This window comes from Nitrosospira sp. TNL200 (assembly GCF_055386305.1).
This window is the reverse complement of the sequence record NZ_AP041003.1, coordinates 2,270,999-2,285,397: the sequence shown is the minus strand read 5'-3', so window position 1 is coordinate 2,285,397 and position 14,399 is coordinate 2,270,999. Positions and strand designations below refer to the sequence as shown.

At 57.1% G+C, this 14,399-nt stretch carries 13 protein-coding genes and 1 pseudogene; 3 read left to right on the top strand and 11 right to left on the bottom strand.

From position 1 onward, the window contains the following. The 4 genes from ACZ5CE_RS10295 to ACZ5CE_RS10280 are packed head-to-tail and all read right to left on the bottom strand — an operon-like array spanning position 1 to position 4,187. Entirely contained in the window at positions 1–840 is an 840-nt protein-coding gene (locus tag ACZ5CE_RS10295) for a hypothetical protein (protein ID WP_464574821.1), read from the bottom strand. Next, entirely contained in the window at positions 837–1,658 is an 822-nt protein-coding gene (locus ACZ5CE_RS10290) for a hypothetical protein (RefSeq protein ID WP_464574820.1), read from the bottom strand. The genes ACZ5CE_RS10295 and ACZ5CE_RS10290 overlap by 4 nt, the downstream gene beginning before the upstream one ends. Before the next feature lie 5 nt (positions 1,659–1,663). Beyond that, positions 1,664–2,173 (bottom strand): phage tail protein, encoded by a 510-nt coding sequence (locus ACZ5CE_RS10285; RefSeq protein ID WP_464574819.1) that lies wholly within the window; start codon positions 2,171–2,173, stop codon positions 1,664–1,666. Between the two features lie 25 nt (positions 2,174–2,198). Continuing rightward, the gene (locus ACZ5CE_RS10280; RefSeq protein WP_464574818.1) at positions 2,199–4,187 is read right to left on the bottom strand and encodes a phage tail sheath subtilisin-like domain-containing protein; all 1,989 of its coding nucleotides are present in this window, start codon (positions 4,185–4,187) and stop codon (positions 2,199–2,201) included. A gap of 268 nt (positions 4,188–4,455) precedes the next feature. Here ACZ5CE_RS10280 and ACZ5CE_RS10275 point away from each other — a divergent pair, with 268 nt between their 5' ends. The 3 genes from ACZ5CE_RS10275 (at position 4,456) to ACZ5CE_RS10265 (ending at position 6,633) form a co-directional block, all read left to right on the top strand. Further along, positions 4,456–4,599, top strand: a complete 144-nt coding sequence (locus ACZ5CE_RS10275; RefSeq protein ID WP_464574817.1) for a hypothetical protein — start codon at positions 4,456–4,458, stop codon at positions 4,597–4,599. An 82-nt stretch (positions 4,600–4,681) separates the two neighbouring features. Beyond that, positions 4,682–6,163 carry an eCIS core domain-containing protein gene (locus ACZ5CE_RS10270; RefSeq protein ID WP_464574816.1) on the top strand — a complete coding sequence of 494 codons (1,482 nt, stop codon included), beginning with the start codon at positions 4,682–4,684 and terminating at the stop codon, positions 6,161–6,163. Positions 6,164–6,234: 71 nt separating this feature from the next. Continuing rightward, positions 6,235–6,633, top strand: a complete 399-nt coding sequence (locus ACZ5CE_RS10265) for a hypothetical protein (protein ID WP_464574815.1) — start codon at positions 6,235–6,237, stop codon at positions 6,631–6,633. A gap of 303 nt (positions 6,634–6,936) precedes the next feature. Here ACZ5CE_RS10265 and ACZ5CE_RS10260 read toward each other — a convergent pair. The 7 genes and pseudogenes from ACZ5CE_RS10260 to ACZ5CE_RS10230 form a co-directional block, all read right to left on the bottom strand. Further along, positions 6,937–8,023: pseudogene (locus ACZ5CE_RS10260) on the bottom strand (IS630 family transposase). Positions 8,024–8,386: 363 nt separating this feature from the next. Continuing rightward, on the bottom strand, positions 8,387–8,776 hold the full coding sequence (locus ACZ5CE_RS10255) for a hypothetical protein (protein WP_464574814.1): 390 nt from the start codon (positions 8,774–8,776) through the stop codon (positions 8,387–8,389). Positions 8,777–9,282: 506 nt separating this feature from the next. Continuing rightward, positions 9,283–9,942 carry an IS630 family transposase gene (locus tag ACZ5CE_RS10250; protein ID WP_464574813.1) on the bottom strand — a complete coding sequence of 220 codons (660 nt, stop codon included), beginning with the start codon at positions 9,940–9,942 and terminating at the stop codon, positions 9,283–9,285. Then, a complete protein-coding gene (locus ACZ5CE_RS10245) occupies positions 9,942–10,385 on the bottom strand; it encodes a helix-turn-helix domain-containing protein (protein WP_464574812.1) in 444 nt (147 codons plus the stop codon). The genes ACZ5CE_RS10250 and ACZ5CE_RS10245 overlap by 1 nt, the downstream gene beginning before the upstream one ends. A 523-nt stretch (positions 10,386–10,908) precedes the next feature. Next, complete coding sequence (locus ACZ5CE_RS10240; RefSeq protein WP_464574811.1) at positions 10,909–11,985, bottom strand: aKG-HExxH-type peptide beta-hydroxylase; 1,077 nt, start codon at positions 11,983–11,985, stop codon at positions 10,909–10,911. A 56-nt stretch (positions 11,986–12,041) separates the two neighbouring features. Continuing rightward, positions 12,042–12,857, bottom strand: coding sequence for a HesA/MoeB/ThiF family protein (locus ACZ5CE_RS10235; protein WP_464574810.1), 816 nt, complete (start codon positions 12,855–12,857; stop codon positions 12,042–12,044). 83 nt (positions 12,858–12,940) lie between these two features. Then, the gene (locus tag ACZ5CE_RS10230) at positions 12,941–14,389 is read right to left on the bottom strand and encodes a S41 family peptidase (protein ID WP_464574809.1); all 1,449 of its coding nucleotides are present in this window, start codon (positions 14,387–14,389) and stop codon (positions 12,941–12,943) included. Positions 14,390–14,399: the final 10 nt, after the last annotated feature.

Below are 14,399 nucleotides of genomic sequence, written 5' to 3'. Positions count from 1 at the left end.
TCAACCGTTATAGCGGAAGTAGTGCCGGCTGGGCCGGAATGTGGGCTGGGAAGCTTGCTTGGCCGTTGGCTCCGACGGCTGGCGCGGTGCTTCGAACACGGCAGCGGGGGGTGGCGGCAAGACATCGATGCACAAGCTGCCGATACGTACGTCAATGGCCAAGCGTGCGGGTGCCCCGGTACGCGGCGGGTGGTTGCCGCGCTGCTCACGAGGTGCGATATTCGCCTCCGCGTTGCCCGAGCCAGGTGTATGCAGTGCTGGCATTTCCAGTGGCTGTGACTTGAATTCAGGCGGGCGCGGTGCTTCCGCGGCGCAGGCCCGTGTTTGCCGCTGCAGCAGTGCTTGGGCTGCCTGCGTCGTAGCGTAGGGCTGGGCGGATTGGCTGGCGCTGGATGTGACGTCGAGGCGCACGGCGGCTAGGCCAGTGGGATCGGATGCCGCTTCGGTGACCGCCGCTGTTATCCCTTGTGGGCAATCGTTGTGCATCGTCAGCGCCAGATCTGGCCCGGTGCTTAGCCGCTGGGAATCAGCCGCAGCGGCTGCCGGGGGTTGTACCGGTTCCACTGGCGGACGCGGCTCGGCGGGCGTCAAGGTCGGCGCCTGTTGAGCAGTTGCCTTGGCCGGGGGTGGAATGTCCTTAGGCGATTGGCTGAAAGGCTGAACTGCGCTGAGTGGTATGCCGGGTATTTTGGGCGGGGCAGCAGGCGGGTTTGCCGATGGCATTGTGGTTTCGACGCTGAGTAACTGCCCCATGGTGGCGGCGCTCGGTGTCAACACGGCTCGTCCTAAGCCGGTCCCATGGGCGGTTTTCCTGGCCAATCTGGCGAAATAGCCGCTCATTGCCACAGCTCCTGTTCCACGCGGGCCAGATAGAGTTTGCGTCGCTGCGGCGGCATGGCGAGGATTTCCGCTTCGCTCCAGTGATAAGCGCTGGCCAGCCGGTCGATGTCGTCGAACAGCCGGCTTTGGGCGCGTTCCAGGCTGGCGAGCAACAGGGGTTCCAGGTCGCACTCCAGTTCCTGAGATTCCCCGCATTCCGGACATGAGGCGAGCAAGGTCAGCACGGTGAGCGGATCGGCGTCCTCCAGCCCGCGTTCGATGGCGGCTACACAGGATGGCGGCATGAGCCAATCCGGCGCCGATGGTTGGCCGTCCACGCTGATCACCAGGTCTTGTGCCATTAAGGTTTGCGCTAGGACGCTGTTGTTTGAGGACCGCTGCCAGCGCAGCTGGTCGCTGCCAGTGGGTAAGCGGATTTCCAGTTGTCCTAATTCGCTGGCGATCGCGACCGGGACCGAGCTGTCCGGTTGCACGAAACCGATCTGTACTAGATTGAGATCGATTTCCATGGGGGTTCTGCAGTCCGGCTGACGGCAACACTGCTGCCAGGCGATGGCATCGCCCTGGGTGGCGCGGGTCACGGCGATCAGCGCAGCGAGCCGCTCGCCGATACTGGCCTGCCACAATTCGTCCGGGTCCGGCGCTAGGCCTTGGCGGTTGTGCAGGCTGGACAGAAGTACCGCGGTGATCAGTTCGGGACCGTAGCCATCGAAGTCCACGTCCAGATGCGAGGCGTCGCTGCCGAAGCTGCGCGGCGCGTAGGCGGCGAGTGGGCGTTTTGCGACGATACCATTCATTCTGGGCGCTGTCTTGATCAATGGAATCAACCTGCCTCGGCGGGTTCGGCGGTGTCAGGATCGCGCTCCCAGCCTTCCAGCTCCACTTTCAGGTGTTCTATGGCGATGGCGTTGGCATTTGCGTCTAGATCGGGCACCGCCGTGTATTCGCTCACCCAGCAGCGGTACAGAAAGTAGCGCAGGGCGACCTGGCCCTTCTCGTTCATTATTTCCAAGGTCAGGTCCTTCTTGTAGCCCACCAGATCCATCAGCGGGTCGCCGTTGATGTTGTGGACGACGTTGGCCCATTTCTCGAACTCGTGGTCGTGGGTTACGCCACGTTCCATGGAAACGCCTTCGTAGGTGGTGCGCCCCGGCGACTTGTGGTCGTGGCTGTTGTCGCCGCCGCTGCGGTGTTTGACCACGTCGGTGGTGCGCTTCAACGAGCTGACTTTGCTGATGCCCAGCACCGTTTTGCCATCCCATAAGACGCGGAATTTGAAATTCTTGTAGGGGTCCACGCGGTGCGTGTTGACAATGAAACCGGTATTAGCCATGAATGTTCTCCCTTATTTCTACGAGTCAGAGCTGGCCAGCGATTTGTTGGATGCTGATGACAACGAATTCCGCCGGTTTCAGCGGTGCGAAGCCGACGATGATGTTGACGATGCCTTTGTTGCGATCGTCCTGGGTGGTGGTTTCCGCGTCACATTTGACGAAGAACGCATCCTTGGGTGCAGTACCCTGGAACGCCCCCTGGCGAAACAGCGACATCATGAAGGCACCCAAGTTGAGCCGGATCTTGGCCCACAGCGGCTCGTCGTTGGGTTCGAACACCACCCATTTGGTACCGCGAAACAGGGATTCTTCCAGCATCAGGGCGAGGCGGCGGATCGGCACGTATTTCCATTCCGATGCCATCTGGTCGGCGCCGTCCAGAGTGCGCGCGCCCCAAGTGAGGTTCCCGTAGATCGGGAAAGTGCGCAGGCAGTTGATGCCTAGAGGATTGAGGGTGCCGTTCTCGGCATCGGTGAGCTTGTAATCCAGATCCGAGACCCCATTGAGCCCAGCTTCCACGCCAGCCGGTGCCTTCCATACGCCGCGTTCGGCGTCGGTGCGCGCATAGATGCCGGCGATCGTGCCGCTGGCACCATACGACTTCAGGCGGAAATCCTCCAGCGGATCGGCGATCTGCAGCCGAGGGAAGTAGAGTGCGGCATTCTTGTGGCGGAAGCCCGCGTGTGCGTCCAGCCAGGTTTTGATCTCTGCTGGCTCGTTGATCGTTGCGGGGATGTCGATTAGTAGGAAGGCGCGCTTTTTCTCGCAGTAGGAAAGAGCTTTGGATATGACCGTCACCATCTGGGCGTCGGTCATGTTGGCGGCGACCGGCAGACAGAGGATGTTGAACAGATCGGCTTTCTCCAGGGCGAATAGGCCTTCGTTGTTGGCCTCTGCGGACGCTCCGACGATTTCGCCCGGACCGGGTGCCATGCCATCGCCACCGGTGGCATCCTTGAAGTAGGCGGCCACGCTCGCGGAGTTGCTGCCCAGTGGGTATTCGGTGATGTTCTCCAGCACGCCGGCGCCGGTGAGCTTCAGATCGTCCGCCACCGTGGTGCCGCCGTCGTTGGCAAACTTAAGCTGATCTAATGGGTTGTAGCTTGGACCTCCGCTGGCGGCAACAGCGACGAGCTTTGCGGCGCCAATCACATTGACACTGGCACCCGTGAGCCCGGGCGGCGTCGGCGCGCTCGCGTCGGCGCTATTGACTGCCGTACGCATGGCGCGTTCTATACGGTTTGCGAGCTGCGCGAGCGAAGCGACGTCGCCTCCTCCCCATTTATCGAGCGTGCAGGTGTATTGGGTGCCAGCGAAGGAAACGCGAAACTTCCCCTCACTGAAACTGTCCAGCTGCGGCTGCGTCAGCGCGGAAATGTCGCCCCCGGTGGTTCCGCAACCCAACGGGATGCTGGTCGCGGTCATGGCTGTGCCGGGGACTAGTTCGATGAGCTTGGAGTCTGCTTTGACCACGTTAATCGCGTAGCGCGGGCTGTTCGAATCGAGGCTTAGATTGATGAAGCGCTCGCTGCCGATGGGACGCGACTTTCCGTCCGCTCCGTCGTAACGCACCACAGTGAGGTTGAATAACTTGGATGGGTCGGCGGTGCGCGAGTCTAGGAATACGCGCAGATTATTGCCCCAAGTGCCGTCACTGGCCGCTCGGACGTGGAGTACGTCGCCACCTGGACCGGGCGTCGTATCGGACTTAATCATCACGTTGGCGGTGCTGAGTGGATGGGTGCCGTCGCTACCGGCTACGCGGATCACCAGTGCCGAGCCGCCTCCGTTCTGGAAGAACTGGGCAAGAGCGTAGCTCGCCTCGCTGCGGGTGTCGATGCCGCCGAACGTGCGCACGAAGTCGGTCATGCCGAAGATCTCGACTGCTTGGTTCATCGGTCCCTCGCGGAAGAAATCGACGAATGCAGAAATCGAAGTCGCGACGGATGTAATAGTGTGAACGCCGCTCGACACCTCTTGGATATAAACGCCTGGATAGCTGACTTGTACCATTTGCCTGTCTCCTTAACCTCAATTTAATCTATATAAGCGCTTCTAAGCATTGTGCAAATCATCCCTTCCAGGCCCATACTTAATTTAACTGCAAAATTTGCAATATAGGTCACTAGGTTTTATCTATATTTATAGATATATAAGAAAATCGGAAAAAGCAAACTAAAGATGAGATAAATTGCTTCAATAAAAAAGTAACCGAAGGAGTGTATCAAGAGGATACGTTACCTCAAATTGTTGGTAACCGAATGAAGGGAGGGTTATTGACATGGGCAAGCATGAGAGACGGGTCTATCTTGAGGCGATACGCAAGCGCTATTTTTGTGTCAGGCGGAGTGACAAGGGCAAGATCCTGGATGAGTTCTGTTCGGTATTCGGCTATCAGCGCAAGTACGCCATTCGGTTATTGTGAAGCAAACCTGCCACGGCGCTACGTCGTCCTGGAAAACCAGGGTCGCAGTTATATGCAGGTTTTTTTAAAGGAGGGCAAGACGATGTTTACGAGACAAACTTCCTTCGATTCTGCGAAAAAAAATTTGCACCTTCCGCGCATTTTTGACCTGCGGCCACGAGTGCTGCCAAGCCCACTGCAAACCCAGATCTTACAACGCCAGCCCGCTTGCGCTTGCGGCGGTGGCTGCCCACGCTGCCAAGCTGCTTCCAACCTGAAAATCGGCGCGCCGGACGATGCCTACGAGCGGCAGGCCGACGCGGTGGCCGATAGAGTGATGCGTATGACGGATACCGACGTCAGGGGCGCTTCCGCTGACTCAGGTCAGCAACGCCAATACGCCTCCGGGATGGACGGAGTGAGGATGTTACAAACAAAGCGCATGGGAAATACCGAGAACGATGCCGGCGAGGCGCCTGCGGTGGTACATGAGGTGCTGCGTTCACCGGGGCAGTCTCTCGATTCCGGTACCCGCGCCTTTTTCGAATCGCGCATGGGCGTCGATCTCAGCGAAGTACGCGTGCATACGGATAGCAAGGCTGCGGAGTCCGCTCAGCTGTTGTACGCTCGAGCATACACCTTGGGTCATGAGATCGTCTTGGGTGATGGAGAGTATGCCCCGCACTCAAGTAAAGGAAAGGCGCTGCTCGCCCATGAGATTACACATGTGATCCAGCAGACTTCGCCTCCGGCGGCGATGCGCCAGATAGTGCCGGTCGCTCGTGCCGGTTCTTCCCGAGGCGGGGTCGTGCAGCGACAGGCCGAGTTGGTATCCGAAGCCGAGCTGGCATCCCAACTTGGAGTTTCGCCCGACAACCTTCGCGATAGTGAACTAGGGACGGTAGAAGCATCCGTATACGAGCAGGAGGAAGACGAATCCGAAGAGGAGGAAGCCGGATCCGGGTTGACCGTCCAGCGTTCCATGAGCAGCGGGAACCGGGTAATCCAGCGCACTCTGGCAGACACTCAAAGGCTATGTCCTCCTTATGCGGGCTACTCCGCGTCCATCCCTCTTGAAGGCTATAACTGCTCGGGGCTTGCCCACCGGAGGTATGTATTTATGAACCTGGGTCCCACCCAAAGCGCGCTATCGGCGGGAACTACCGTGGCCTGCGGCAGCCAATGCGCCGAGGGCAAGGTGAAGCACTGGCTATGGAAATACAACCTGTGGTTCGAGAATAGCGCTGGCCGCAGACTGAGCAATTCGGTTCCAGACTTCCACACCGTCGCCGGCGTAAGCGGGCTGGGCGGAGTCGCTCCTACGGACGTATACTCGAAGAACGGCAAGCGACCCATCTACGGCCCAGGGACCGGCCCAAGCTTTCGGCCTTCCACTCGGGAACGGGCGACCCTCAGCCACCCGTCTGAAATGCCGATATCCGACCGGGCCGGCAATCCGGTCTTTAAGGCGCGTGCCGATTACAGCGACGCGTGTTTTTGCCTGGATTGCCCCCAGCGCGATCTGCCCGTTCAGGGGCCACCTCCTACTCCGTCGCCAGCGCCTCCGGCGATTTTCGAGGAGTAGGCAAGGACATCCCAACGGGGGCGAGGGGCGCAACAAAGCCTCGAGCCAATCAGCAGACACTAGGGGAAAGTATGAGTGCCATTACCGTCATGCTGCCAGACCAGGTTGTTAACTGCCGGAGCGGCGATTTTTTAGTGCACAAAACCGGCGCATCAGCTTGGCAGGTGCTTCTGGTCGACCGGTTTGTCTTGCTCAGTCCATTGATTCCACTGGGATCTCGTGATTCCACCGAGTTTATTGAGGAGGAGCACTTGCATGATTCGGAAAGGCCGTCGCGCGTAGGGGAGATACAAGTCCTAGTGACATGGTTTCCTCCGATCTTTGCTTCGGAGGAAACCGCGATCAGGGCAGTCGATCACGAGGAACTCGGGGAGGGCGTCCGGAATGTTTGCCTAGAAATTCGCGAGTTCACGAAGGAGAGCACGCGAACCCACCAGCGAGCCCAGTCCATATCGGGTGCATTCTCGTAACGTAGCATGCCGGACGTTTCGGAATTTATACGGCGGAATATGTTGCGTTCCGGTATCCCAAGTTTTGATGCTTGGCCACTAAGTCAAACCTCGCGTCTAATCAACAAAGGTACAAAAACTCGCATTGGAATTTTTCTAGGTCTTATTAATTTTAGAATTTCCGTTTTTCCAAAGGCTTAAATTTTTTGAAATTCCTGAGCTGCCATTTTAGCGACTTGATTCCGACCCAATCCTCGTGCTTCGGGAATCCACCGGCTGTGTAGCATCGCGAGTTTCTGGGTACCAATTCAGCTAAGGCCGCGCCTAGTGTAGTGCGCCATTCTGTTTGGCACTTAAGCGGCGATTGGCGCGGATGACTTTTTGCAAGATATCGTTGGCCTTGGCAGTCCAGACGAAAGGTTTGGGATTTTCATTATGCTGTTTCAATGTAGGCTTCAATGGCACCGATCAATTGAGGGACTCCGGTAAATACGCCCCGGCGCAGGCGTTCACTGGTCAGGTCACGGAAGAAGCGTTCAACCATATTGAGCCACGACGCGGAGGTAGGGGTGAAATGGACGTGGAAACGCGAGTGCTTCTTCAGCCATTGCTGGACCTTGGGGTGCTTGTGGGTGGCATAATTGTCACAGATCAGATGAAGGGTTTTGTTTTGTGGCGTTTCCCGGTCGATCTGGCGCAGAAACGTCAACCATTCGCTGTGCCGGTGATGTGGCTGACACTGGGCAATGACCTTGCCGTCCAGAACATTCAAGGCGGCAAACAGCGTGGTGGTGCCGTGGCGCTTGTAATCATGAGTCATGGTCGCGGCGCGTCCTTTCTTCAAAGGCAACCCCGGTTGTGTACGATCCAGTGCCTGAACCTGGCTTTTTTCATCGCAGCAGAGCACCAGAGCATGTTCCGGCGGATGCAAATACAGACCCGCCACGTCCTCCAGCTTCTCAACAAATTTTGGATCACGCGAAACCTTGAAGGTCTCGATCAGGTGCGGCTTCAATCCGTGCGCACGCCATACCCGCCGCACGCTCGTGGCGCCCACTCCCGCCACCTCTGCCAGAGTACGCGTGCTCCAGTGGGTAGCGTTGTGCGGCTTGGTTTGCGTGGTCAGGCGTACAATCTCCGACGCATCCACCGTGGGGCTGCGCCCGCCGCGCGGCAGATCCCGTTCGATTGCCGCCATGCCATCTTTGGCATAGCGCTCGCGCCAGCGCCCTACCTGAATGCGGCCTACATCCAGTTCCGCTGCTATCCGCGTGTTGTCCTTTCCGTGCCACGCCAACAACACAATCCTGGCGCGCCGCGCCAGCCGTACACTCGATGTGTTCGAGCGCGACAGCTTGGTCAGCACTTTTTCTTCTTCCGCTGTCAGCACAATCTCCGGGGCAGTTCGCATCAGCTTCCTCCTGTCGCACATCTCAACATTTCGACAGAAGATACGGCTATTAGTTCTATTAATTAAGGCGCACTACACTAGCTTGGTCGTTGGGGATCCAACTGCCGATATTGCGCTGCTGCGGGTTGTGCTGGTTGGCGTAGGTGACGAGGTGCGTTGATAACGGTATTCCGCTAGACAAGGTATTTACGGAAGGTATCAGCCAAGGATACAAATAGGCCGCAAGTCCAGGCGCACTCAATTACATCCGTCACGGGTACGCTCGTAGTCCGGCTGTCTCGACCTTTGAAGCCTTGTCTCTGAGCCAGCCTCGCCTGCCTGCACGCTCGATGATCGACTGCTAAGGCAAATATGGTTTGAGGCTTAGGAACGATCACGATGCTCAAGTTTTGCCCGATGAGCAGCAAGCATTCTCTCTTCTTCAGCACTGTAGGGAACGATCGTATCGTTACCTTCCAGCGTATTAATGCGGAACAGGTAGGCGCTCAGTGATGCTGAAATCTTCAAGATCTTCTGCGGCACCAGCGCACGGGTTGCAAAAAACTCGGAGCCGCTGTCCGGCGCGCATATGAAGCAAGTCCTATCCATTACATACACGTGCCCGTCTGAGTACAACCGGGAATCCCTTTGCTTAAACAACTGATAGAGGTTGTCGGTTGCCTTGAAAAGCCGCGTACCAGCATGAGATCTATAACCGATGGTGTAAGAGTCTAGGCGCGAAGACAGATACTCTCTGTCGAGAACAGCATGCATGAGCACGACATCTACATCGACACTAGCGTATACCGCGACATGATTACCAGAATGTTTCGCTGCATCATTGGCCTGTCTCGGTTCGACTCGCCGCAATGGTGGTCGGACATACTACCATGAAGCACATAGGCGCCGCACCCGACAAGCGCTCGACAGATACTTAGGACCTGTTCCCAGGTGTCGTGCGTGAGATCAGTAACATGCGAAGGTGATGGGCGCGACTCCTCCATTGTCATAAAGAAAAAAAGCGCAAGTGTCTGCGCAGCGAGTCACAGTCAGGATGAGACAGCGACCATAAATTCATCTGGTTAGCAGCCTGTCTGACCGCCTTCCATTGATCGCTGCGAAAATCCTTTCGTGTCTCGCTAGTGTCGCACAGGAACTGGGCCTGCTTGATAAGCACCTTCGCATAGGCTGTTCGTAGGAAGCGGGAGCTCAAGCCGCCAAGGCGAATGCGATCCAAAGCATCGGCGTCTTTTAGGCAGACTAGTATTGAAACATGTTAATTAAGAAACATAATGCCGCGCCATTTTCCTGTCCGCATCCTGCCGGGTAAACGACCATTCGATGCAACGGTGTTCGGCATTGCGACGCCGCTGCCAGGCATCGACTTCGGTGGCGAGCGTGGTTCGATCCGGCAGACGCCGATTCAGACACTGGCGATCCAGGATGCCGATTTCGATTTCAGCCATGTTGAGCCAACTGGCATGTTTCGGCGTGTAGTGGAATACGGCTCGACGCAGCAGCGCGCGGGCTTCCTTGACGCCGAGCACCTCCTCGAAGCCCTTGCGGAAATGGGTATTAAGGTTGTCCAGCACCAAGTGGACGCGCTGCGCCTTGGCATAGACCTGCTGGAGCAAGTACTGGACGAAGGTCACGAAGTCGGCTTTGGTGCGGTGGCCGGTGACTTTGACGGTTCGCTGACCACCCTTGGGTTCCACGGCCACGAACAGGTTGCACGTACCGGCACGCACGTATTCATAATCCAGCCGCACGGGTGTTCCGAGGCGCATCGGCAAAGGCGCACGAGAATCCTGGAGCAACTGTTTGCTCTTCTCGTCCACACAGACGACAGGTTCGTCCGGCCGCAACGGGTGAGCATAGAGGTCGAGCAGATCGTACATGCGTTGCCGATACTCCTGCGTCAGTGTACCGATACACCACATCAGTTTGCGCCACGGCTTGATGCAGTTTTTTTTAGCAGCCGGCGGATGGTCTCGCGGCTGATGGGGCCAATCCCCGCCTGCGCTTGCGCGGCCTGCTCCAGCAATTCAAGCGTCCAGCGCTTGGCGCCGGCCGGCGGTTGCGAGCAGGTCAGGGCGGAAATCCTGGCTTCGATGTCCGTATCGTACCGTCGAGGTTTGCCGGGGCGCGGGAGGTCATGCAACGCATGCGCCGCGCCGCCTTCCAGATATGCCGCCCGTGTTCTCCAGATGGCGGTACGACCGATGCCGAGAACCGCCATGATCTGGACTTCCGGTATGCCCTTGTCCAGAGCGAACAAGACGTGTGCCCGATTGACTTCCCGGGCGTGGTGCAAACCGATCGCGCGGTACGACTCAATCAATTCGCGATCCTCGTCGGTAAGATGCAATTCAGTCTGTCGCATGGCCAACTCCTCGTCACAGGATAAGTATGCGACAGCATAGCAAATGTTTCGTTAGTTATGTGTTTAAATACTAGCTCGGGTGTCATCGCAGGGGCATCGCGATCGGGAGGGACATGCCAGACACAGCAGTACGCAATACGCTGTCTCTGCTCATTGTCCATTCCGCTCAGCGCCGCGTTCGTGCCTTCGCTGATCCAAGCGCCACAGCGCGCACCATGAAGAGGGTCGCTTCCTTCATTCACGCGTCTGACATCATGAAGGGTAGCGGCCCAACGTACGACTTCCAAGTCGACATTCGTGCCTTGTTCCAGCATCCAGCGACCGATTAGGTTGGCCCACGTTAACACTCTGCTGGCATGTCCTAAGCTATGAATGCCTAAAGGATCATGCAAGTACCATTCATTAGACGGTCTATAAGTATCCAATCCAACAGCGTCATTCACAGGATGAGTTGTTATACCGCCCCGTTCTTGAGGGAATGCTTGGGTTTTTTTCATATTCCGTCCACCCACACCGGCCGCAGTCATGCGATTATTTCTGTCATGTACTCTGCCAATGGGTGGTACAACCCGCGGCCGAGCTTGGTTAGCGCAGGATTGCCGCGCAATGGCTCGTCTAGAGCGTGAATCGCGGCTTGCAAGTCTGGCTCATTGGCCCGGATGTACTGGATATCACGTATGTCGTTGGCCTCGTTCATACGCACTGCTTCATAGAGCAGTTGAACGTTGGCCAAAGCATGATAGGCCATCAAGATCCGGCTCAGCGGGCGTTTTTTTCGAATGGGAGGTGGCCAGTAGAGTTCACCATCGGTCGAGTCGTCGACGGGGCCTACCCGTTGGAGCATGTAAAAGTACTGATGAGCGCATTCATGCACCAGAATCTCGGCGATATCTATTCCGCCGTGTGGGCTGGACATGTGCACAAAGCCAGGGACGTCCTCCCAACTGCCGCTGACCAGCCTGTACTGGGCCTGCCTCGGGCAGACTACTATCCCATGAAGCACGCGCTCGACCCAAGTGATGTATTTCGCGGCGTTCTTCTCCAAGACAGCAACTCCATCGTGAAATGACTTCACCATCTCTGCGGTAATTGATGTCACCGGTTGGCATTCCCTGAAGATCTCACTACCTCGTTCATCTGGAGGTAAGGCTTGTCTCGGTAGCAAGTAAATCGCTTGGTTTCTGCCAACGGCCTCCAGGTATTCTTCACCCCCGCCGGTCCACGATCCGTCTTCTCCATTGCGACACAAATCTACATGAGCACCGTCGGTCAGCCAAAATCTGATCTTGGGTGCTTGCATGGGATTGCTGTCAACCTCAACGTGCTTTACACCCTCGACAACCCTGCTGTCGAGTTGGACGGACGTAGCAGACATTGAGGCCTGCCAACTGCCCGGCTGCCCGCTTTTTACGATGCATAGTCCAATCCTTACCGCCGCCTCAACAGGATCAAGCCTGCCCTCCTTTAATGCAAGATGCGCTCGCCCAAACGAGATATCCCAGGCCGTTTGGGAGGGGCTGGCGCTGCCAATCCAACTGCGGATAAATTCGACTAATCCATCGCTTTCACGAGCCACTTCCTCACTATGCGTATCAAGCAAGCACGAAGCGACTCCCACACCGTGTGCTGTGCATCCCGACTTTACCAGCAACGCGCTCAACGAGATTTGTTCAATGCGTCCTTATCCTTAGTGAAAGTGAAAGCGCCTTCTTCAACCGCCAGCGGCTTAGCCCGGCAAACCAGGCAAGCGGGATCCTTGCTAAGCTTGATGCTACGCTGAGCCAGCGACAAGCCATCGAGCAGCAGCAAGTGCCCGGTGAGGGATTTACCGATCCCCAGCAGGAGCTTGAGTGCCTCTGCCGCTTGAATGCAGCCAACGATCCCTACCAGGGGCGCAAACACGCCCATCACCGCACAACGAACATCCTGGTCATCTCCTTCCGCCGCAAACAGGCACTCGTAGCATGAACTGGATTCATGGCGCAGATCAAAGACGGCCACTTGCCCATCGAAGCGTATGGCCGCGCCGGTCACCAGAGGTTTTTTTTGAATGGCGCAATGCCGGTTGATGGCATGCCGGGTAGAGAAATTGTCGGTAGCATCCACGACCACGTCGGCATCCAAAACCAGTTCCCTCAGGCTGCTCTCGTCGGCGCGTCGGTCGACTGCGATGACGTCGATTTCAGGATTGATTTCTGCCAGTGTTTTTTTTGCTGACAGGGATTTGGGCATGCCAATGGTTTTAGTGCGGTGTATGATCTGGCGCTGAAGATTCGTCAGGTCGACCTTGTCATTATCGCAAATGGTGAGTTTGCCGACTCCGCTTGCCGCGAGATACATTGCCGCCGACGAGCCCAGCCCGCCCGCACCGACAATCAGCGCATGCGATTGAAGGAGTGTTTCCTGGCCCTTTATGCCGATTTGCGGCAGGAGAATATGCCGGCTGTACCGCAACAACTGCCCGTCATGCATGGGAAACCGGGGCAGCCGTGCAATGAACAGAGGTGAAGGCCAGGGAAACCGCCTTGCAGCTCTGTGCTTGCCGGGGCATGGCGCTACTGGGAGCCCTGGTTAGGGGCCTGTGCGGCATTCTTCCTTATGGTTGAAGGATGGCTCTTCAAATAGTTCAGGGCCTGGGTCAGCAACAAGTCTTCACTGGAACCAAATTCTGCCGGAGGCTCGCGTTTCTTTTTCTGATCCTGCTCGCCTTCCGGCTTGGGTGCTTTTACTTCGGGCTTGGGTGCCGCCGGGGCTGCTTCCACGGGAGCCTTCTTGATCTCCGGCGTGCCATTTGACAGGTGGCGGTCCAGGTCGACTTCCCGCAAGCGTTCCGATTCATCCTTGGCAGATTCGTCGAGGATGTCAGGTGTAATTCCCTTGGCCTGGATGGATTGGCCATTGGGTGTGAAGTAGCGTGCAGTAGTCAGCTTGATGGCGGTATTGTTGCCGAGTGGAAGTATGGTCTGAACCGATCCCTTTCCAAAGGTTTGCGTTCCCATCACTATCGAGCGCTTATGGTCCTGCAAGGCGCCCGCGACGATTTCGGAAGCGGAAGCGGAGCCTCCATTGACCAGGGTGATCATGGGCACGGTCTTGATTGCAGCGGGCAAGCGCTTCAGATAGTCGTTCCGGGCATCGCGCAGGTAGAATTCCGGACTGGCCTTGAGCTTCATTTTTGCATCGTCAGTGCGGCCATCCGTGTAAACGACCAGCGAATTGGCGGGCAGAAACGCAGCGGAGACAGCCACGGCGCCGTTCAGCAAGCCACCGGGATCGTTGCGAAGATCCAGCACCAGCCCCTTCATGGGTACGGGCGTCTCCTTGAACAGCTTGTCGATTGCCTTGATCAGGTTTTCGCCGGTTTGCTCCTGGAACTGAGTGATGCGTATATAAGCGTAGCCGGGTTCGATCAACTTCGACTTGACGCTCTGGATCTTGATTATCGCCCGTACCAGAGTGAAGTTTAACGGTTTCGTCTCGCCCTTGCGCAATACGGTGAGGGTAATGGATGTGTTGGGTTTGCCCCGCATGCGCTTGATTGCCTCCGTGAGGGACAAGCCTTTGACAGCGGTATCGTCCAGCTTGATGATCAGGTCGCCCGTCTTGATACCAGCACGAAACGCAGGCGTATCCTCTATCGGGGAGATGACCTTGACGAAACCATCCTCCATGCTGACCTCTATGCCCAGTCCGCCAAACTCTCCCTGGGTGCCGATCTGCAACTCCTTGAAGGCATCTGCGTCGAGATAGGAGGAATGCGGGTCGAGGCCGGTCAGCATTCCGTTGATGGCTTCGGTGATCAGTTTCTTGTCTTCCACCGGCTCGACATAATCGCTCTTGATGCGGCCGAATACCTCGGTGAATGCGCGTAGCTCTTCGACAGGAAGTGGATGAGGCACTTCCTGTGTTTCCTTGTTCGCGATGGCGGAAAAATTAAGACTGAGCATTATCCCGGCAATTGCGCCAACGATAATCAAGCCGAATTGCTGCATTTTGTTGCCCATCAAACGTTCT